Origin of the sequence: Micromonospora chersina (genome assembly GCF_900091475.1) — a bacterium.
In the GTDB taxonomy this organism is placed as follows: domain Bacteria; phylum Actinomycetota; class Actinomycetes; order Mycobacteriales; family Micromonosporaceae; genus Micromonospora; species Micromonospora chersina.
The window spans coordinates 3771512-3789493 of the sequence record NZ_FMIB01000002.1 but is presented as its reverse complement, the minus strand read 5'-3'; the positions used below and the strand labels follow the sequence as shown (position 1 = coordinate 3789493).

The window sequence follows — 17982 nt, the reverse complement described above, 5'->3', positions numbered from 1 at the left end:
TCCACTGTGCCCCCGCGCTGTGCAAGGCTGCTGATCATGACGAACGCACTCGTACTCGCCGGTGGCGGCGTGGCCGGGATTGCCTGGGAGCTGGGCGTCCTGCGCGGCCTCGCCGACGCCGACCCCACCCTCGCCGACCGGGTCATCGCCGCCGACCTGGTCGTGGGCACCTCCGCCGGTTCCGCGGTCGCCGCCCAGATCACCAGCGGTGTCGCGCTCGACGACCTGTACGCGGCCCAGCTCCGCCCCGAGACCGCCGAGATCGAGGTCGACGTCGACACGGAGAAGCTCTTCGCCGAGTACGCCGCCGTGCTGACCGGCGCGACCGGGCCGGAGGACGCCCGCCGCCGGCTCGGCGGGCTCGCCCTCGCCGCGCAGACCGTCGACCCGGCCGCCCGGCTCGCCGCGATCGACGCCCGGCTCCCCGTGAAGCAGTGGCCCGACCGTCGCCTGCTGCTGCCCGCCGTCGACGCCGAGACCGGTGACGAGGCCATCTTCACCCGCGAGTCCGGCGTGACCCTGGGCGACGCCGTCGCGGCCAGCTGCGCGGTGCCCGGCATCTGGCCGCCGGTCACGATCGGCGACCGCCGCTACGTCGACGGCGGCGTGCGCTCCATGACCAACGCCGACCTGGCCGCCGGCGCGGACCGCGTGCTGATCATCCAGCCGACCCTCGCGGACACCCCGCAGCCGTGGGGCGACCTCGACGCCGAGATCGCCGCGCTCGCCCCCGCCGCCGTCCACGTGATCAGTGCCGACCAGGCGTCCGTCGACGCGTTCGGCACCAACGCGCTGTCACCCGCGACCCGGGCTGCCTCCGCCCGCGCCGGCCGGGCCGTCGGCGCGACGCACGCCGCCGCCGTCGCCGCTCTCTGGGACTGACGCGTTCGTGCCGTAGGTCGCGGCCTGATCCTCGGGCCGGTCAGCCCTGGCTGGCCCGGTCGACGCCCCTGTGCACGCGGACCGTGCGGTCGACCAGCTCGCGCAGGGCGCTCTCGTCGACGTCGTCGAGCCGCTTCAGGTAGAGGCAGCCCTTGCCGGTCTTGTGCGGGCCGAGCCGGGCCAGCACCGACGGGTAGCGCTCCTCGTAGCCGCCGACCAGGTAGACGACGAGTTGCTGCTTGCGCGGCGAGAAGCCGACCAGCGGCCAGTCACCCGTGCGCCCGCTGCCGTAGGTGTAGCGGTAGGCGCCGAAGCCCACGATGCTCGGCCCCCACATGACCGGGGGCTCGCCGGTCACCTCGCGCAGCAGCGCGCAGAGCCGCTCGGCATCGGCCCGCCGGCGGTCGTCCGGCACGGCCGCCAGGAAATCGTCGACGCTGGCGTCGGTCGGCACGGTCACCGGCTGCTTCGAGGTCGCCATGTGCCGATGCTCCCAGGTGAGTACGACAGCGAATCCGGTTGACACCGGTCCCGGGCGCGGGGCCTACTGCCCAGCGGCGACTGTCATCGGGGGTGGGAAGTGGACGGGCTCATCTGGAAGGAGTTCGGCGAGGAGCACCTCGTTGAGCTGACCCGGCTGGCCGAGGCGTGCCTGGCCGTCGACGGCGGGTTGCCGCTGTTCGCCCGTACCCCGTTGTTGCGGGCGCGGCTGCTCCAGACGCGTACCCTCGGCGCCTGGCACGACGGCGGCCTGGTCGCGGCCGTGGGGGTCGGCCTCGGCGGGCAGCCGGCCACCGGCACCGGCCTGGTGCATCCGGACTGGCGGGGGCGGGGTTTCGGCGGGCGGCTGCTGAGCTGGGCTCTTGAGCAGGCCGGTGAGGTCGACCTGATGGTGACGACCGAGTCGTGGAGCCCTGGTGCGGATGCGCTGTTCACGGAGCGAGGCTTCGAGCGGACGTTCATGGAGTGGGTGCAGCGGCACGACCTCTGCTCTCTTCCTGATGTCCCTCGTCCCGACGGCGTGACCACCGAGCCGGTGACACTTGGTCCCGAGCTGTTCTCGACCTACCGGGCGTCGTTCGCTGACCGGCCCGGCTTCGGTTCGCCCACCGCCGACGAGTGGCTGGGTGAGCTGGGGGAGGACGACGAGTACCGGGCGGACCTGTCGCTCATCGCGCGTGGGCCTGACGGTGCCGCCGTGGGGTTCGTCAACGTCATCGACAACTGGATCGACCAGGTGGGCGTCGTGCCGGGGTGGCGGGGGCGGCGGGTCGGGGCGTATCTGGTGGCTGGTGCGCTGCGAGGGCTGGCGGCGGACGGGGCGCGGGAGGCGTGGCTCTGCGTCAACGACAACAACCCGGCCGCCGAGTTGTACCGGCGGCTCGGGTTCCAGGACTTCGGTCGGCGGGCTCGCTACCTGCGCCGGCGTTCGTAGCCGTGGGCGCGCTCGGCCCTCGTGGAGGCCGAGCGCGCTGGTTGTGCTTGTCTTCGGTCCGGCGCTTACTGGAAGATCCGGCCGGGCCGCGTGGCCTTTGCCTTGGTGATCAGGGCGTCTCCGCGTTTACGGCGCACCTGGATGGTCTTTGTCGCCCGTTTGATCGGGGTGAGAATTCTGTCCTTCATCGCGTGCCTCTCTTCTCTTCCGAGATGGCGCTTCCGCAGCAGGGCGTCTCCCGACCTGCCTCCAGTGCGCGTACCCGCTGGTTCAGTCGCCATTCCGTCAGCACTGGCATCTGTCCTGCTTAGCGGCGGGTGAGCCAGGGTGCGCGGCGTGCGCAGGGCGAGGTGTGGTCGACCGGCAGGGCGCATCGGCCGGCGCCGGGTAGTGGGCGGTCGCAGAAGACCCAATGGCGTACGCACTGCTGGTCCTCTTCCGAGACGGTCACCCCGCCGGGCTCAACGCGGGCGCTGAGCTGGGCCAGGAGGCGGGCGGCCGTGCGGGCGAAGATGCGGGCGCGGTGCAGGTCGGGGGCGGTGACGGGGAGGTGGATCACCCAGCGGCCGGTCATCGGTAGCGGTGGTTCGCCGACTGGGTGCTCTGCCAGGTGCGCAGGGCGTTCTTGATGCGGACGTTCTCCTCCTGAACCGCTCGCAGGGCGCTCTGCGCGACGGTGAGTTCGTCGGCGACCTGGTAGAGGAAGGTGCGGATCTCTGCCGGGTCGAGGCCGCGGCGGCGGACGTTGAAGCAGCGCTCGCGGATCTGCCAGGGGCGGAGTGGCTGGCTTCTGTTCGTTTGTGCGATTGGTTGTCTCTCGTCGCGTCGGCTCGCCAGGCGACGGATCAGGTTGCGCACGGGGACCGCCCTTCATCGGGTCGCGTCGAAGTGTGGTGGGGCGGCCTCCGCGGGTTGCCGTCGGCGGAGGCCGCCCAGCCCTGCGGCCTGTTCGGGGGACGGCAGCAGGGAGCTTGCATTCAGCGTTGGGGTGCTGGCACAGCCGACGAACCAAGTCAGCCGTGCCAGCGGCGGTGGATGCCCAACCGGGAGGGCCGGTTGCCTACCAGGCGATCCAGTGCCGGGCTTCCGGGGCTCAACATACAATGCAAAGCATGCAAAGAACAAGAGCCGAACATGCTAAGCACGCGAAGTCTTGGCTGCCGAGGTGGCGGCGTGGGAGGATCTTGGGGCCTACCAGGAGTTGCCATGCCCCGAATCCCAGACCGTCAACGCATTGCTCAGGACAGCCGCGACAAGATCAGCTCGGGTGAGTACGGCCCGGGGTTCAAGCTGCCTTCGCTGCGCGAGATGTCCGCGCACTACGGCGTCTCCGCCGAGCCGGTCCGATCGGCTCTGCTGATCCTGCAGGCTGAAGGTCTGATCGAAGGTCATCAAGGTAAGGGCGTATACGTCGCTGGGGACCATCCAGCATCTGACTAGCCGCGGCTCAAAAGCCGACGCCAGCGGTAGCCTTCGAACTCCCCCGTTCCCGTGACGCGATGTCTCTCTGCTCCCAGCGAGCGTTCGTCGACCTCGGTCGGGGCCAGGCCAGCCTCGACGTCCAGCACTGCGCGATAACACTGCTCGGTCATGCTCATCTCCACCACTCGGCGGAGTGTCACCGCTCGCCCGCCAGCGTCCGCCACGTCAAGATTCACTTGACGTGGTGGGCCCGGCGGCAGCCTGCTCTCCGGGGAAGGCGGGTCGGCGCAGACGGGATGGAGGCGGCGCTAATCGTCGAGATGACATTCCGTCGTTCCCTCATCTGCGGCGGGAGGGTCTTTAAGCAGGTCTGCCGTCGATTCCTCCCGTTGAACCGGCACTAGTTCAACTGATGCAATCTGTTCAACAGTCGGTGGATAGATTTCGCGCAGGGGCGCGAAGAGGGGCCACTCGCGATAATTCTGCTCGGTGAGGGCCCCTCGACCAATTTCGGCCATAGCGAGAGCGTGTGCCTGTTCCGTCTCACCAAGAAGGGTCAGTTGAGCCAGGTGGAATTTGGCATCTAGCGCGGATGTGTCCCAGTCCCGGACCTCTTTTCGGACTGCCTTCTCTTTGCCCAGACGCGACTGAGCGATCCACCGGTTCACGAGCATCATTGTCTTAACGCTTTGCTCGCTCGTGTCTTCGATCAATAGGTTAACAATCTCTACAGCAGATTCATACTTGTTGGCACAAAGGAGGCCGTATACCAGGTCATTCGCGTGCGACTCCAGCCATTTCAGACCTGGATCCTTCGAGCCCTTCGGCGTCAGCTTGCGTGCTAGAACGACGGCAAGAGCGATGCCGAAGGTTCGCAACCGGTCGACCGCCTGTAGGAGATAACTTTCATCAACGCGAAGATACGTATCGAGTTCAGGTAGTTGTCGTTTCGTATCGGCCATCTTAGCCAGGTATATGGCGGAGACTTCACCGTCGTTGTGCACATGTACGTGCCGCCGCTGAAAGATCTCCCGCACAGCCATCGGGTCGGCTGAAACCTCGGCAAAGCTAAGCTTTACCTTGACCTCAAACCACTTCATCCACTCATCGATACCTCCTTGGCGGATGATCGAATCTACTTGACGATCGATGTGGTACGCCTTCAGCGACTCAATCGAACTAAACTGCTGCATCTCTGCGAACTGGAAGCGGATTTCCGTTCCATGAAGCGCCTGAGGGCGGAACGTCAGGTACTCCCGCATTGCCTGGCCAAGGAAGACCTCACACATTCCGACGGTGGAGATAAGCAATGAGGAGTAGAGCACACTGCTTGTGGGCCGCTCCAGCTCTCGCGGGGTGGTTGCTTGCAGGAGATCGAGACTGGTCGGAGCGCTAACCCCCACCTCTTGGTACTTTTCGTATGTCGCGGCCCACAGCTCTTTAAACCGCTCCTCGAAAAAGGCAGAGGCAACTTCGGGATCGTCGTACTTCTTTTTTTCGTCGCGTAGGTCGATGATCGCCTCGATGTGACCCGACATAATGCTTTCGAGGGCGCGACGTTGCTCGGGAGATATCAGCGATCCACGACTACGAGTGGTTGCCTCGACCAAGTGCTTCACTTTGCTCTGTGCAGGCAAATGCGGGCCAGTCGAATGAACGATTCCCTCGACCCCCGAGATGCTGAGAAGGAAGCGGCGGAGAGTGGACCATAGGCTACGACTGATGTTCGGAACGGGAGCCTTATCTGTGGAATCTGCCCGATTTGACTCTGGTTCAAGCGCTTCTTCGCCCATGTGGTGATGCTATAGCCCGCGCGGCAAAGCTGTTGGTGCCGCGCCCGCCCGCACGCACTAGGCATTCGCCATGAGTACGATTTCTGACAGTCTGCTTGACGCCCGAAGCAAACAGCTCCGGTTAGTCAGCATGGCTGTCCCGACTGGCTCAAGGGGCGGGCCGCAGACAGGGCCAAGGAAAACATGATCGCAGCCAGCCGGATGTTCGGGATTCGCCCAGGTTGACGGCGACTGTCGCCACATGCTGGCGGTCGCGTCCGTTGCCGGCCGGATGTTCGGTCTCGCACACCGCGGCAATCGCCCAGTTGGTTCGCTCAGCTTGGGCTTGGCTTCGCCTGGCTATGCTCGCCCGGTCACACGCCCGGCAGTACCTTGCCTGCCGCGACCCCACGCGTTGACCGGAGTTCGATCTCCATAGGAGCGTCGAGGTGGTGAACCTGGAGTTGTTCTTAATATCGCTGGGGTTGTTAGGCCCTCGTAGCCTTCCTCGTGTGTTGACCGCCGTGTCTGACCGGGACGGTGGTCTGACGCGCATCCATCGACGGACGGTTTTTGAGGATTCGAGGTCTAACGATGCAAACTCAACCCTGGTGGGGTAGCCCGCTAGTTGCCGGAATATTCGCCTTTGCTGGCGTGATGGTAGCTCAAGTTGTCGTTGTCACCCTGGACTACTTCAAGGTAAAGCGAGAAGATGCGCGACGTTGGCATGCCGAACGGCGAATCATTTACGCAGAGGCGCTGTCTATTGCGCTGAAACTTGCAGAGATGGCAAGGACGTACAACACGGGTGACGACTTCGATACATCGAAGTGGGACGGACCGTACATGGACTTGACGCATAAGTGCGGTGAGATACAGTTGCTCGGATCGAGCCCTGTGCGAAAGGCAATCCTTAATGTCTACGGGATCTTGATTGATTGCATGAATGAAATAAATGACAATCGACTGTCCACGAGTAACGAACGAGATGGCGAGGTAGGCGAGTGCCTGGACACTTTCGCGGCGGCGGCGAGAAAGGAGTTGGGTGTGAAAGAGTAGCGCTGCGGCTCGATGCCGAGGCTAACCAATCACAAGCTGCCGCCGGCGCGTGGACGATGAGGACCAGGTGGAATTTCACTCGTTGCGCAGGTCAAGCTGAGCTATCGCTCAAAGACTGCGAGGATCGGGATCCTAGGGTAAAGACATGGCGGACTGGAGCGAGGGCGAGTATGTCCAGTACCTGCAAGACGAGCGCCGACGCTTTGCTTGGGTGATGCGGCGTTACGGGGGTCTCAACGCAACCGAGGCCGAGGCGGCAGCTATGCAGCGGTACCCCTTCGAGGCCAGCGATGCACCGTACCGAGGACTCGTCTTCCATGACGAAGCATGGCACTGGGCAATGCTGAAGATCTACGGGGAGAGGTACTGGGTCCAGCAACCGGAACTTGTTGAACCGCCGGCTGAGTACAGAGCGCTTGACTGAACTTCATCGCACCACCCGCGCCGGCTCATGCTGGCGGCACTTCGGCCGAGCAGTCATCGGAGCAGCCAAGCCGCCGAACAGCAGCGGACGCTGGCGAACCTGAGGCGCAGGTAGACGAAGACCAGGACCGCGACGATCAGCAGGCCGCAACCGACTGGTAATGCGTGAGTCAGCTAGTCGATCGTCGGGAGCTTCGGGCCGAGGACGTCGTCGGCGTCCACGATGGTGTACGCGTACCCCTGCTCGGCGAGGAACCGCTGCCGGTGCGCCGCGTACTCCGTGTCGATCGTGTCCCGCGAAACCACCGTGTAGAAGTGCGCCTGCCGCCCATCAGCCTTAGGCCGCAGCACCCGCCCCAACCGCTGCGCCTCCTCCTGCCGCGACCCAAACGTCCCCGACACCTGAATCGCGACAGCGGCTTCAGGCAGGTCGATCGAGAAGTTCCCAACCTTGGAAATCACCAGGGTCTTAACCTCACCGGACCGGAACGCGTCAAACAGCCGCTCCCGCTCCTTGTTGGTGGTAGACCCCTGCACGATAGGCGCGTCCAGATACTCCCCAAGCTGGTGCAACTGGTCGATGTACCCACCAATGACGAGCACCTGCTCGTCGGGATGCCGCTCAACGAGCGCCCGCACGACAGGCAACTTGGTCCGAGCCGTAGCCGCCATCCGGTACCGCTCCTCGGCCTCGGCCGTCGCGTACGCCAGCCGCTCCGCATCAGTTAGCGTCACCCGGACCTCGACGCACTCGGCCGGCGCGATCCAGCCCTGCGACTCGATGTCCTTCCACGGCGCGTCGTACCGCTTCGGGCCGATCAGGCTGAACACGTCGCCCTCGCGGCCGTCCTCGCGTACCAGGGTCGCGGTGAGGCCGAGCCGGCGGCGGGCCTGGAGGTCCGCGGTGAAGCGGAAGATCGGCGCGGGCAGCAGGTGTACCTCGTCGTAGACGACCAGGCCCCAGTCGCGGGCGCCGAACAGGTCGAGGTGGGTGAACACGCCCCCCTTGCGGGAGGTGAGCACCTGGTAGGTGGCGATGGTGACCGGGCGGATCTCCTTGCGCTCGCCCGAGTACTCGCCGATCTCGTCCTCGGTGAGCGAGGTGCGGGCGATCAGCTCGCGCTTCCACTGCCGGCCGGCGACCGTGTTCGTGACCAGGATGAGCGTGGTGGCCTTGGCCTCGGCCATGGCCGCCGCCCCGACGAGGGTCTTGCCGGCGCCGCAGGGGAGCACCACCACGCCGGAGCCGCCGGCCCAGAACGCCTCGACGGCCTCCCGCTGGTACGACCGCAGCGTCCACGGCTTGCCGCCGTCCTTGCCGGACTCGGCCAGCTCGATGGGGTGCGCCTCGCCGTCGACGTAGCCGGCCAGGTCCTCGGCGGGCCAGCCGAGCTTGAGCAGCGCCTGCTTGAGCCGGCCGCGCTCGGAGGGGTGCACCTGGATGGTGTCCTCGTCGAGCTTCGGGCCGAGCATCCCGGCGAGCTTCTTGCTCTTGGCGACCTCGATGAGGACCACGCGGTCCAGCGCGCGGAGCACCAGGCCGTGCGCCGGGTCGTTGGCGAGCTGGAGCCGGCCGTAGCGGTCCATGGTCTCGGCCACGTCGACCAGCAGCGCGTGCGGCACCGGGTAGCGAGAGTACTTGATCAGCGTGTCCACCACGCCCTCGGCGTCGTGGCCGGCGGCCCGGGCGTTCCACAGGCCCAGCGGGGTGAGCCGGTAGGTGTGGACGTGCTCGGGAGAGCGCTCCAGCTCGGCGAAGGGCGCGATCGCCATCCGGCACGCCTGGGCGTCGGGGTGGTCGATCTCCAGCAGCAGGGTCTTGTCCGACTGCACGATCAGTGGTCCACCGCTCACGCCAGCGTCCTCTCCAAGAGCCGGAAATTCTCGCCCGCACGGCGGCTGACCTGCCGAAGGCGGACCATCCAGTGTTGCACGCGAATGGGTGTCCGGAAAAAGACTCACTGGACAGGCAACGTCACACTGCTCCCGTACGTCTAGCAAGCGGGACAACTGTCCAGGGGGAGGGCCCATGAAGCGTGTCCGGTTCGCCGTTCGGGCCGTCAGCCTGGCAGCGGTCGTGCTGGTCGGCGTCGGTGCGTGCGCGCGCGATCCGCAGGGCGACGGATCCGGGGCCGCCGCCCCGGCCCCCGTCGGCGTGACGGAGGAGGCATCGGGGGCGAGCGCGCCGCCCACGCCGGAGCAGCCGGCCGCGTCCCCGTCGGCGACGCCGAGCCGGACGGCCACGCCGAAACCCTCCCGCAGCACCACCCCGAAGCCGGCCACGCCGAAGCCCTCCAAGTCCGCCGGGTGCCCGCAGGGGGAGCACCAGAAGGCCGTGGAGACGTACCTGACCCGGCTGGGCGGCTTCGGGACGCTGACCGTGGACGGCAAGCAGTCCGCCGCCGACTGCGCGGCGATCAAGAAGTTCCAGATTCGGTACGGGATCAGCCCGGCCGCCGGCCGCGCCGGCGCCACCACGTACGACGTGGCGAAGCGGCTGGCCGACACCGACACCAGCCGCTGCCGCGCCGGCTCGGGCCTCACCTTCTGCGTCGACCTGACCCGGCAGACCGTCTTCGCGATGCGCGGCGGGAAGGTGGTCATGGGCCCGACGGTGACCCGCACCGGCATGGCCGGCTACGCCACCCCGACCGGCACCTACACGGTCGGTGGGAAGAACATGCGGGAGTGGTCCAACCCGTACAAGGTGTGGCTGCCCTACTGGCAGCGGTTCAACGGCGGGATCGGCTTCCACGAGACCACCACCTACCTGCACAACCCCTGGATCGGCTCGCACGGCTGCGTCAACCTGCTGCACCGCGACGCCGTCCGCCTCTGGGAGCTGGGCTCGGTCGGCACCCGCGTGGTCGTCTTCGGCCACCGCGCCGGCACCTGAGCGTGACCCGCCCGCCCGGATCAGGGTTTTATCCCCTGTCCGGGTGACCCCTCCCGGTGCCACGCTGGAGGTCGGGTCCACCACGGGGCGGGAGGGACTGGAGATGACCGTCGACCACGACGTGCTTCCCGACAACGACCGGGCACGCCAGCAGGAGGTCTCGACCGCGGCCATGGTCGGCTACGCGGCCGCCGCCACCGGCATCTTCGGCTGGTTCCTCTTCGGGCTGCTGGTGCAGCGGCAGGGCTTCGTCGACTCGGTCGGCGAGTCGGCCGGGGCCGCGTTCGGGCTGCTGCTCGCCGTCTCGGTGATCGGCACCCTGCGCCGCAACGGCGACTGACGACGGCTCCAGGTCGCGGCGCGGCGACGAGGCGCGCCGACCTGGAGCCATCGACCCTCAGTCCTCCAGCACCGCCGCGGTGATGCGGTGCAGCGCGAAGGTGTGCAGCATCTCGGTGCGCTCGTCCTCGGCGCGCAGGTAGCCGGCCCCGATCGACACGGGCCGGACCAGCCGGGACGCCGTCGCCCCGTGCGCGTCGACGTAGCCGACCCAGACCAGCGCCTTGTCGCGTACCGCCTGCTGGAGCACCGCCAGGGCGTCGCTGTGGGTGTGCGCCGGCCCTGGACCCTTGCGCGCCGTCCCGCGGACCACCTCCGGGGCCCGCCGGGCCGCCCGGGCCGCCGCCTCGCCGCGGCGGATCTGCTCGACCACCCCGAGCAGCCGGGGCATGGGCAGCCGCGGCGCCGCGAGCGGGTCGAGGCTGCGGCTGGCCACCGGCACCCGGGCCGGCGCCCGCCGGGTCTTCGGCCGGGCGAGCACCGCCGCGCCGCCGGCGTCCTCGGGCACCGGCGCGTAGCCGGCGTCGCGCAGCGCGGTCAGCATGCGGTTCACCTGGTACGGGGTGACCAGCACCGTGGGGGCCAGCCGCCGGAAGGCCAGCGCCTCCAGCCGCTTGTCGGCCTGCACCTCGGTGAGCAGCGCCTCGTCGTCGCTGCGCACGTAGCCGCCGGCCGTGCCGACGCGCAGCCCGCCGTGCTTGCGGGCCACGTCGTCCACCAGGTAGCTGAGCCCCTGCGGCACCGGGGTGCGCGACCGGCGGCGGAACAGCGCGTGCAGGTCGTCGGCGGAGTAGCCGGCGTCCAGGGCCCGCCGCACGCTGGCCGTGGTGACCCGGTACACGCTCGCCCCGCCGGCCGACTCGTGCTCGGCCACCACGTCCAGTTCGGCGGCGAGCGCCGGATCGGGCGGGCCGGGCACCACGACGGTCAGGTCGGCCTGCACGAGGAAGTGGTCGACGGGGGCGGGCAGCAGCGCGTCGAGCGCGCGGACGGCGGTGGACGGCTCGCCCGACTCGGCGTCCGAGTAGAGCCCGAGCGGGTCCTCGCCCCGCTCGTCGTCGGTCAGCTCGGCCAGCAGCAGCCGCCCGTACGAGGTGAGCGCCCCGAGCCCGGTCACCCCGAGCTGGGCGGCCTCGGCCAGCACCTCGCGGTGCGCGGCCTCCCGGCCCCGGGCCCGCCGGGGTGCCCGCCAGTCCAGCAGCTCCAGCACCTCGTCGGGGGTGGGGGCGGTCGCCGGGGCCAGGTCGGCCAGCACGGCGAGCACCGAGCGCCTCGCGGCCGGCGCGCCGGCCCGTTCCGCCTCGGCGGAGAGCACCGAGATGGGCCGGTCGCGGTCGTCGCGCTGCCCGACCAGGCCCACCTGGCGGGTCATGGTCAGCCAGGCCCGGGCCAGCTGCTCCCAGCGCTGGGCCAGCGAGGCGGCCCGCCACACCTCGTAGCCGCCGGTGGGCAGGATCTGCTGGTCACCCCCGTAGCGGGCGGTGACCGTGCCGGTGAGGTCGAGCTCGCCGAGCAGCCCGGCCGCGTACGCCACCTCGAAGATCAGCGCGGTGGTCGGGTCGTCCAGCCCGAGACCGCGGGCCAGCCGGCGCAGGTCCCGGACGCCCACACCGCCGGAGCGCAGCACCGGGGCGGGCTCGGCGGCCAGGGCCTCCAGCAGCGCCTCGGTGTGCCGGACCACCTCCATGGTCTGCCCGGCGCCGGCCGAGTCGACGGCCTTGGCCTCGCGGGGCGGGCTCGACACCAGCGGCGGGCTGGTGCGCAGCGGGCCGAGCGGGCCGCTGTCCCGGCGCAGCAGTTGCGCCACCTCGCGGGGCAGCTCGACGGTGCCGCCGCCCTTCACGGCCGACATCCGGACCAGCAGCCGGTGCTCGACCAGCCAGCGGATCGGGGAGCCGGTGGCCGCGCCGCCGTTGACCAGGTCCGGCGGGAGGACGTCCTCCTCACCGGTGGCGGGGGCGTCCAGCGCGCCCGCGGGCACGGTGCCGACCGGCGGGCCGGCGGCGAGCCGGTCCAGGATCGCCCGGGCCGAGGGCGGCGCGGACAGCAGCGTCCGCCGCAGCTTCGCCGGGTCCGCGCAGACGGCCGCCGCGCGCGGGTCCAGCTCCGCGGCCGGCCGGCCGAGCCCCGCCGGGTACGGGGACACCTCGTCGACGCCGCCCACCACGTGCAGGTCGTGCTCCGGCCCGTACAGCAGGAAGAGCGCGCGGAGCTTGTTCACGGCGTCGCGGACGGTGGCCGGGGCGGGCGGGTGCGGGCCGGCGGTGGCCAGGGCCAGGATCGCCTCGGTGCTGGTGCCGCTGCCCTCCGGGTCCCGGGTGAGCCGGGCGGCGTCCAGGATCAGGAGGGTGAACTGGTCCAGCCCGTCGAGCGCCCGGGCCACGGAGACCCGCGACTGGGCGCGGATGGCGAGGGCGGAGACGTCTGCCGGCACGGGCACGACGAGGTCCGGCCGCATCTGGAGGAGGGCGGCCAGGGACTCGTCGGGGAGGGTCCGCAGGTGGTCGGCGAGTGAGGTGGTCATCGTCGTTCCACGCTAGCCCGGCCGGGGGCCGTCCCGCCCGTCGGACGGGTACGTTCTCGGCATGCCCCCGCTCATGGTCGGATTCGACCTCGACATGACCCTGGTCGACTCGCGCCCCGGCATCGCGGCCGCCTACCGGGCGCTCACCGCGCTGACCGGCGTGCCGGTCGACGCCGACCTGGCGGTCTCCCGCCTCGGGCCGCCGCTGCGCACCGAGATCGCCCACTGGTTCCGGCCAGAGCAGGTCGACGAGGCGGTCGGTACGTTCCGCGAGCTCTACCCGGCGTACGCGATCACCCCGACCCTGCCCATGCCGGGCGCGGAGGCCGCCATCGGTGCGGTGCACGGGCGCGGCGGCCGCGTCATGGTGGTGACCTCCAAGCTCGGCCGGCTCGCGAAGCTGCACCTGGACCACCTCGGCCTCGCCGTCGACGAGCTGGTCGGCGACCTGTTCGCCGAGCAGAAGGCGACCGCGCTGCGGGAGCACGGCGGGACCCTCTACGTGGGCGATCACGTGGCCGACATGGCCGCCGCGCAAGCTGCGGGAATCCCAGGCGTGGGAGTGGCGACCGGCCCATGCACGAAAGACGAGCTGAGCGCCGCCGGAGCGCACGTGGTGCTGGATGATCTCACCGGATTCCCGGGGGCGCTGGACCGGATCATCGGGCTAGCCTGGGAGGGGTAGAGGTTCCGAGCGAAGCAGGGGTTTCACGTGCCGACGGGTCGAGTGAAGTGGTATGACGCGGCCAAGGGATACGGGTTCGTCACCAGCGACGAGGGTGGCGACGTGTTCCTGCCCAAGGGCGCGCTACCGGCGGGTGTCGCCGACCTGAAGGGCGGCCAGCGGGTCGATTTCAGCGTGGTCGACAGCCGGCGGGGCGCCCAGGCCATGGGGGTCAAGCTGCTGGAGGCGCCGCCCTCGGTGGCGGAGCTGCGCCGCCGGCCGGCCGAGGAGCTGCACGGCCTGGTCGAAGACATGATCAAGGTGCTGGAGGCGAAGGTCCAGCCGGACCTGCGCCGGGGCCGCTTCCCGGACCGGAAGACCGCGCAGAAGATCGCTCAGCTGGTCCACGCCGTGGCGCGCGAGCTGGAGGTCTGAGGGACGAGCCCGGCGTCGGCGGCCCGGCCCAGCAGCGCCTCCACGGCGGCGAAGCCGGCCTCTCCCAGGTCGGCGGTGAACTCGTTGACGTAGAGGCCGATGTGCCGGTCCACCACGTCGAGCTCCATCTCCTGCGCGTGCGCGAGCACGTACTCCCGGCTGGCCTCCGGGTCGGCCCACGCCTGCCGGACCGACTCGCGGATCCAGGCGGCCGCCTCGACCGGGTCGACAGCGCCCTTGCGGGCCAGGATGGCGCCGAGCGGGATCGGCAGCCCCGTGTCGCCCTCCCACCACTCGCCCAGGTCGACAAGGGCGGTCAACCCGTGCCGCGGGTAGGTGAAGCGCGCCTCGTGGATCACCAGCCCGGCGTCGTACCGCCCGGCCGCCACGCCGGGCATGATCTCGTGGAACGGCACCACCTCGATCCGCGCCGGCGCCTGGTCGGCCGCCCAGAGCCGGAACAGCAGGTACGCCGTGGTCCGCTCACCCGGCACCGCCACCGTCGCCCCGGACAGGTCCTCCCGGTCGCCGCGGGTGAGCACCAGCGGCCCGCAGCCCCGGCCCAGCGCGCCCCCGCAGGGCAGCAGGTGGTAGTCGTCGAGCAGCCACGGCAGCGCCGCGTAGCTCACCTTCACGAGGTCGAACGCCCCGCGCTCGGCGGCCGTGTTCGTGACGTCCACGTCGGCGTAGGTCACCTCGACCGGCGGCGCGCCGGGCACCCGGCCGTGCACCAGGGCGTCGAAGACGAACGTGTCGTTGGGGCAGGGCGAGATCGCCAGGGAGAGCGCCACGCCCCCACCGTAACCCCGCGGGGTTCTGGCCCCGCCAGTCGGGCGAGCGCGTGTGACCTGCGGTGGGAATCGGATCGCGTCAGCGGGGACCGTCGTGTGATCGTTGCCGCATGCCTCAGCCGCTCCTGCGGACCGACCGCCTGCTGCTCGTACCCCTCGCCGACCGGCACCTCGACCTGGAGGTCGAACTCGACTCCGACCCGGAGGTGCTCCGCTACCTCGTCGGCCGGGCGCGATCCCGGGACGAGGTGATCGACTCGCACGCGCAGCGGATGGCGCTGGCCGGCACGGTGGACGGCCTGGGCTTCTGGATGGCGTTCGGTACCGAGGGCGGCGCGCCCGGCTCGACACCGCCGGCGGGTGAGGACGACGGCGAGTTCGTCGGGCTCATGATGCTTCCGCCGGCGCACGGCCCCGACCAGCCCGACGACCCCACAGTCGCCGAACTGGGCTACCGCCTCCTTCGCCGGCACTGGCGCAAGGGCCTGGCCAGTGAGGCGTCCCGGGCGCTGCTGCGGCATGCCTTCGACACCGTCGGGCAGAGCCGGGTGATCGCGCAGACCATGGCCGTGAACACCGGGTCCCGACGCGTCATGGAGGCCGTCGGCATGCGGCACGTGCGCACGTTCTTCCCGCCCTTCGACGACCCGCTGCCCGGGTCCGATCAGGGCGAGGTCGAGTACGAGATGACCCGCGAGACGTGGAACGCGGGCCTCCACGCGGTGAACCGTGACGAATGAGGGCTCAGATCTGGTGCAGCCAGGCCACGAACAGCACCGCCGCGGCCCCGCACGCCAGCAGTGCCACCGGCACCACCCACGCGCCACCCCGCTCGCCGGCCAGGTGGGCCGTCCAGCGCCGGTGCAGCAGGGCGAGGCCGGACATCGCCGCCAGCCCGGCGAGCGCGAACGGCACCCCCACGAGGAAGTGCGCCAGCCAGGCCCCGCCCCTGGTGGGGCCGCCCCACGAGGTGTCGTACGGGCCGCCGTCCACCACGCCGTACAGCACGCCGCGGGCCACGAACAGCGCCTCGATCCCGAGCGGGATGACGGCCAGCACCCCGAGCACCAGCCCCATGAGCGCGTTGCCCGCCACCGGCAGGGCCCGCACCGGCTGGGTGGCCGGTTGCCTGCGCAGCCGCTGCCAGCGGCCGGAGAGCCGGGCCGCCGCCGCGGGCCGGCCGGCCAGGACCAGGCCCAGCCCGGCGAGGCTCACCACCGCCAGCCCGCCGCAGTAGACGGCGTCGAGGAGTACGCCACGGGCGTGGCCGGACCAGTCTGTGCGTACCTGGGTGATCGTCATGAGGGCGACGCTACGGAGAGCGGTGGTGCCGGCACATCGCCGCGCGGAGCCAACCTCGGGTGGCTCCCGGGTATGACATCGGAGGACGCGAGATCCCCCGTCAGCGCCACGCGCCCGCCGGGCCGGCGTCGCTAGGCTCGCCGGTGATGCGGACCGGTCGGATCATCGAGCACGGGTGGCGCGGGTTACGGACCGTCGTGACCGCGACCGACCCGGCGCCGTCCTGGCTGGCCGGGCGGCCCGCTGCCGTACGCCGGGCGGTCGTCGTGCTGCTCGCCACCGCCACCGTCGTGGGGTTCCCGTTGTGCGCGGCGCTCGCCGCCCGGGCGCATCCCGGCGCGGACGGCTGGGTCACCCTCGTCGGCCTGGCCGAGGTGGCGCCGCTCGCGCTGCTGGTCCGGCACCCGCTGCTGGCCTGGCGGGTCGGCTGGCTGGCCGCCCTGCTCACCCCCCTCGCCCCCGGCGACCCCTGGGGAAGCTGGGCGTGGGACCCGCCGCAGATCCCGGTGTTCGTGCTGGCGTTCACCGTGGCCGCGCTGCGCTACGGCCGGCCGGCACTGTGGACGATGTACGCGCTGATGGTGGCCGTGCTGTGGGTGTGGATCCCCGGCCCGGACAGCGTCGGCGGCACGCTGGCGCTGGGCGCGTACGCGGTCCTGCTCGACGCGCTCGCCGGCCGCGCCGGGGCCCGCCGCGCCCTGCACGAGCAGGCCGAACTGACCCGCGCCGAGTACGCCCGCCGGGCCGCCCTCGAGGAGCGCGCCCGCATCGCCCGGGAGTTGCACGACGTGGTCGCCCACCACATGTCGCTCATCGCCGTGCAGGCCGAGACCGCGCCGTACCGGCACGACGCGGTGCCCGAGCCGGTGCGCGCCGAGTTCGCCTCGATCAGCGCTGGCGCCCGCGAGGCCCTGGCTGACATGCGCCGCCTGCTGGGCACGCTGCGCGGCGCCGACCCGCCGGAGCGGGCACCCCAGCCCGGCCTGGACGACCTGCCCGCCCTCGTCGAGGGCGCGCGCCGGGCCGGCGTGCCGGTCACCCTCGACACCGCCGGGATCGCCGGGGTGCCGGCCACCGTCGGCCTGTGCGCGTACCGCGTCGTGCAGGAGTCGCTGTCCAACGCCGCCCGGCACGCCGGCCAGGCTCCGGTGGCCGTCACCGTGCGCCGCGACGGCGACCTGCTGCGGGTCAGCGTCGTCAACGCCGCGCCGGACGTGCCGCCGCCGCCCCGTACCGGCGGGCACGGCCTGGCCGGCATGCGGGAGCGGGTCACCCTCCTGGGTGGCACCCTCTCGGCCGGCCTCGACGGCGCGGGCGGCTTCGCCGTCGAGGCCACCTTCCCGTGCGCCGACGACCCCGAGGACGTGTCGTGACGACAACCGTGCTGATCGTCGACGACCAGGCGATGGTGCGCGAGGGCTTCGGCGCGCTGCTGGCCGCCCAGCCCGACCTCACCGTGGTCGGCGGCGCCGCCGACGGGCTGGAGGCCGTCACGCTGGCCCGCCGGCTCCGGCCCGACGTCGTGCTCATGGACGTGCGGATGCCGCGGCTGGACGGGCTCGCCGCGACCCGGCTGCTGCTCGACGCCCCGCCGCCGGCGCACCGGCCCAGGGTGCTCATGCTCACCACGTTCGACCTCGACGACTACGTCTACGAGGCGCTGCGCGCCGGTGCCTCCGGCTTCCTGCTCAAGGACGCGCCGGCCAGCGAACTGGTGCAGGCGGTACGGGTGGTGGCGGCCGGCGACGCGTTGCTCGCCCCGTCGGTCACCCGCCGGCTGATCGAGCGCTTCACCCGGCAGTCACCCGGCCCCCGCAACCGGCCGGCCGCCCTCGACACGCTCACCCCGCGCGAGGTGGAGGTGCTCGTGCTCATGGCGCGCGGCAGGTCCAACCAGGAGATCGCGGCCGACCTCGTCATCGCCGAACAGACCGTCAAGACCCACGTGAGCCGGATCCTCACCAAGCTCGACCGGCGCGACCGGGTCCAGGCCGTCGTCTACGCGTACGAGTCCGGGCTCGTCGTCCCCGGCGAGTGA

At 70.7% G+C, this 17982-nt stretch carries 21 protein-coding genes; 12 read left to right on the top strand and 9 right to left on the bottom strand.

The window, feature by feature from the left end; translation table 11 throughout:
- Window positions 1-36 precede the first annotated feature (36 nt).
- Window positions 37-882, top strand: a complete 846-nt coding sequence (locus GA0070603_RS17525) for a patatin-like phospholipase family protein (protein WP_091315062.1) — start codon at window positions 37-39, stop codon at window positions 880-882.
- A 40-nt stretch (window positions 883-922) separates the two neighbouring features.
- On the opposite strand, the gene GA0070603_RS17520 is transcribed toward GA0070603_RS17525, so the two are convergent.
- Complete coding sequence (locus GA0070603_RS17520) at window positions 923-1363, bottom strand: DUF1801 domain-containing protein (protein ID WP_091315059.1); 441 nt, start codon at window positions 1361-1363, stop codon at window positions 923-925.
- Window positions 1364-1462: 99 nt separating this feature from the next.
- Between GA0070603_RS17520 and GA0070603_RS17515 the strand changes: the two genes are divergently transcribed.
- Entirely contained in the window at window positions 1463-2317 is an 855-nt protein-coding gene (locus tag GA0070603_RS17515; RefSeq protein WP_091315054.1) for a GNAT family N-acetyltransferase, read from the top strand.
- Between the two features lie 307 nt (window positions 2318-2624).
- Here the strand turns inward: GA0070603_RS17515 and GA0070603_RS17510 are convergent, their stop codons facing one another.
- Window positions 2625-2891: a hypothetical protein gene (locus GA0070603_RS17510; protein WP_091315051.1), complete on the bottom strand. Its 267-nt coding sequence runs from the start codon at window positions 2889-2891 to the stop codon at window positions 2625-2627.
- Complete coding sequence (locus GA0070603_RS17505) at window positions 2888-3166, bottom strand: DivIVA domain-containing protein (RefSeq protein ID WP_425270508.1); 279 nt, start codon at window positions 3164-3166, stop codon at window positions 2888-2890. Before GA0070603_RS17505 ends, GA0070603_RS17510 begins: the two co-directional genes overlap by 4 nt.
- A gap of 186 nt (window positions 3167-3352) precedes the next feature.
- Between GA0070603_RS17505 and GA0070603_RS32480 the strand changes: the two genes are divergently transcribed.
- A complete protein-coding gene (locus tag GA0070603_RS32480) occupies window positions 3353-3757 on the top strand; it encodes a winged helix-turn-helix domain-containing protein (RefSeq protein WP_341864934.1) in 405 nt (134 codons plus the stop codon).
- On the opposite strand, the gene GA0070603_RS31515 is transcribed toward GA0070603_RS32480, so the two are convergent.
- Both GA0070603_RS31515 and GA0070603_RS17495 read right to left on the bottom strand, forming a co-directional pair.
- Window positions 3754-3924 carry a hypothetical protein gene (locus tag GA0070603_RS31515; protein ID WP_167544456.1) on the bottom strand — a complete coding sequence of 57 codons (171 nt, stop codon included), beginning with the start codon at window positions 3922-3924 and terminating at the stop codon, window positions 3754-3756. The two genes, GA0070603_RS32480 and GA0070603_RS31515, sit on opposite strands and share 4 nt — an antisense overlap.
- 123 nt (window positions 3925-4047) lie before the next feature.
- The gene (locus GA0070603_RS17495) at window positions 4048-5532 is read right to left on the bottom strand and encodes a hypothetical protein (protein ID WP_139131891.1); all 1485 of its coding nucleotides are present in this window, start codon (window positions 5530-5532) and stop codon (window positions 4048-4050) included.
- Window positions 5533-6105: 573 nt separating this feature from the next.
- Between GA0070603_RS17495 and GA0070603_RS31250 the strand changes: the two genes are divergently transcribed.
- Together GA0070603_RS31250 and GA0070603_RS17490 are read left to right on the top strand one after the other, a co-directional pair.
- A complete protein-coding gene (locus tag GA0070603_RS31250) occupies window positions 6106-6570 on the top strand; it encodes a hypothetical protein (protein WP_139131890.1) in 465 nt (154 codons plus the stop codon).
- 145 nt (window positions 6571-6715) lie between these two features.
- Window positions 6716-6994 (top strand): hypothetical protein, encoded by a 279-nt coding sequence (locus tag GA0070603_RS17490; RefSeq protein ID WP_091315037.1) that lies wholly within the window; start codon window positions 6716-6718, stop codon window positions 6992-6994.
- A gap of 173 nt (window positions 6995-7167) precedes the next feature.
- Here GA0070603_RS17490 and GA0070603_RS17485 read toward each other — a convergent pair whose 3' ends face one another.
- Window positions 7168-8847 carry a DNA repair helicase XPB gene (locus GA0070603_RS17485; RefSeq protein WP_091315033.1) on the bottom strand — a complete coding sequence of 560 codons (1680 nt, stop codon included), beginning with the start codon at window positions 8845-8847 and terminating at the stop codon, window positions 7168-7170.
- A gap of 175 nt (window positions 8848-9022) precedes the next feature.
- Here GA0070603_RS17485 and GA0070603_RS17480 point away from each other — a divergent pair, with 175 nt between their 5' ends.
- Window positions 9023-9889 (top strand): L,D-transpeptidase family protein, encoded by an 867-nt coding sequence (locus GA0070603_RS17480; protein ID WP_091315030.1) that lies wholly within the window; start codon window positions 9023-9025, stop codon window positions 9887-9889.
- Window positions 9890-9992: 103 nt separating this feature from the next.
- Window positions 9993-10229 (top strand): hypothetical protein, encoded by a 237-nt coding sequence (locus tag GA0070603_RS17475; RefSeq protein WP_091322048.1) that lies wholly within the window; start codon window positions 9993-9995, stop codon window positions 10227-10229.
- 57 nt (window positions 10230-10286) lie between these two features.
- On the opposite strand, the gene GA0070603_RS17470 is transcribed toward GA0070603_RS17475, so the two are convergent.
- Window positions 10287-12752 (bottom strand): helicase-associated domain-containing protein, encoded by a 2466-nt coding sequence (locus GA0070603_RS17470; protein WP_091315028.1) that lies wholly within the window; start codon window positions 12750-12752, stop codon window positions 10287-10289.
- Window positions 12753-12813: 61 nt separating this feature from the next.
- Here GA0070603_RS17470 and GA0070603_RS17465 point away from each other — a divergent pair, with 61 nt between their 5' ends.
- Together GA0070603_RS17465 and GA0070603_RS17460 are read left to right on the top strand one after the other, a co-directional pair.
- Complete coding sequence (locus tag GA0070603_RS17465) at window positions 12814-13437, top strand: HAD family hydrolase (protein ID WP_091315025.1); 624 nt, start codon at window positions 12814-12816, stop codon at window positions 13435-13437.
- A gap of 27 nt (window positions 13438-13464) precedes the next feature.
- Window positions 13465-13851, top strand: a complete 387-nt coding sequence (locus GA0070603_RS17460) for a cold-shock protein (protein ID WP_026267952.1) — start codon at window positions 13465-13467, stop codon at window positions 13849-13851.
- On the opposite strand, the gene GA0070603_RS17455 is transcribed toward GA0070603_RS17460, so the two are convergent.
- Window positions 13812-14642, bottom strand: a complete 831-nt coding sequence (locus GA0070603_RS17455) for a 1,4-dihydroxy-6-naphtoate synthase (protein ID WP_091315022.1) — start codon at window positions 14640-14642, stop codon at window positions 13812-13814. The two genes, GA0070603_RS17460 and GA0070603_RS17455, sit on opposite strands and share 40 nt — an antisense overlap.
- Window positions 14643-14752: 110 nt before the next feature.
- Here GA0070603_RS17455 and GA0070603_RS17450 point away from each other — a divergent pair, with 110 nt between their 5' ends.
- Window positions 14753-15382, top strand: a complete 630-nt coding sequence (locus GA0070603_RS17450; RefSeq protein WP_091315019.1) for a GNAT family N-acetyltransferase — start codon at window positions 14753-14755, stop codon at window positions 15380-15382.
- A gap of 4 nt (window positions 15383-15386) precedes the next feature.
- Here GA0070603_RS17450 and GA0070603_RS17445 read toward each other — a convergent pair whose 3' ends face one another.
- The gene (locus GA0070603_RS17445) at window positions 15387-15944 is read right to left on the bottom strand and encodes a hypothetical protein (RefSeq protein ID WP_091315016.1); all 558 of its coding nucleotides are present in this window, start codon (window positions 15942-15944) and stop codon (window positions 15387-15389) included.
- Between the two features lie 197 nt (window positions 15945-16141).
- Between GA0070603_RS17445 and GA0070603_RS17440 the strand changes: the two genes are divergently transcribed.
- Window positions 16142-17317, top strand: coding sequence for a sensor histidine kinase (locus GA0070603_RS17440; RefSeq protein WP_091315013.1), 1176 nt, complete (start codon window positions 16142-16144; stop codon window positions 17315-17317).
- Window positions 17314-17982 carry a response regulator gene (locus GA0070603_RS17435; RefSeq protein ID WP_091315009.1) on the top strand — a complete coding sequence of 223 codons (669 nt, stop codon included), beginning with the start codon at window positions 17314-17316 and terminating at the stop codon, window positions 17980-17982. The genes GA0070603_RS17440 and GA0070603_RS17435 overlap by 4 nt, the downstream gene beginning before the upstream one ends.

Excerpts from the sequence above, each read along its gene's own strand:
- GA0070603_RS17525 (WP_091315062.1), top strand. The coding sequence starts at position 37 with ATGACGAACGCACTCGTACTCGCCGGTGGCGGCGTGGCCGGGATTGCC.
- GA0070603_RS17520 (WP_091315059.1), bottom strand. The coding sequence starts at position 1,363 with ATGGCGACCTCGAAGCAGCCGGTGACCGTGCCGACCGACGCCAGCGTC.
- GA0070603_RS17510 (WP_091315051.1), bottom strand. The coding sequence starts at position 2,891 with ATGACCGGCCGCTGGGTGATCCACCTCCCCGTCACCGCCCCCGACCTG.
- GA0070603_RS32480 (WP_341864934.1), top strand. The coding sequence starts at position 3,353 with ATGCCCAACCGGGAGGGCCGGTTGCCTACCAGGCGATCCAGTGCCGGG.
- GA0070603_RS17495 (WP_139131891.1), bottom strand. The coding sequence starts at position 5,532 with ATGGGCGAAGAAGCGCTTGAACCAGAGTCAAATCGGGCAGATTCCACA.
- GA0070603_RS31250 (WP_139131890.1), top strand. The coding sequence starts at position 6,106 with ATGCAAACTCAACCCTGGTGGGGTAGCCCGCTAGTTGCCGGAATATTC.
- GA0070603_RS17490 (WP_091315037.1), top strand. The coding sequence starts at position 6,716 with ATGGCGGACTGGAGCGAGGGCGAGTATGTCCAGTACCTGCAAGACGAG.
- GA0070603_RS17480 (WP_091315030.1), top strand. The coding sequence starts at position 9,023 with ATGAAGCGTGTCCGGTTCGCCGTTCGGGCCGTCAGCCTGGCAGCGGTC.
- GA0070603_RS17475 (WP_091322048.1), top strand. The coding sequence starts at position 9,993 with ATGACCGTCGACCACGACGTGCTTCCCGACAACGACCGGGCACGCCAG.
- GA0070603_RS17470 (WP_091315028.1), bottom strand. The coding sequence starts at position 12,752 with ATGACCACCTCACTCGCCGACCACCTGCGGACCCTCCCCGACGAGTCC.
- GA0070603_RS17465 (WP_091315025.1), top strand. The coding sequence starts at position 12,814 with ATGCCCCCGCTCATGGTCGGATTCGACCTCGACATGACCCTGGTCGAC.
- GA0070603_RS17450 (WP_091315019.1), top strand. The coding sequence starts at position 14,753 with ATGCCTCAGCCGCTCCTGCGGACCGACCGCCTGCTGCTCGTACCCCTC.
- GA0070603_RS17445 (WP_091315016.1), bottom strand. The coding sequence starts at position 15,944 with ATGACGATCACCCAGGTACGCACAGACTGGTCCGGCCACGCCCGTGGC.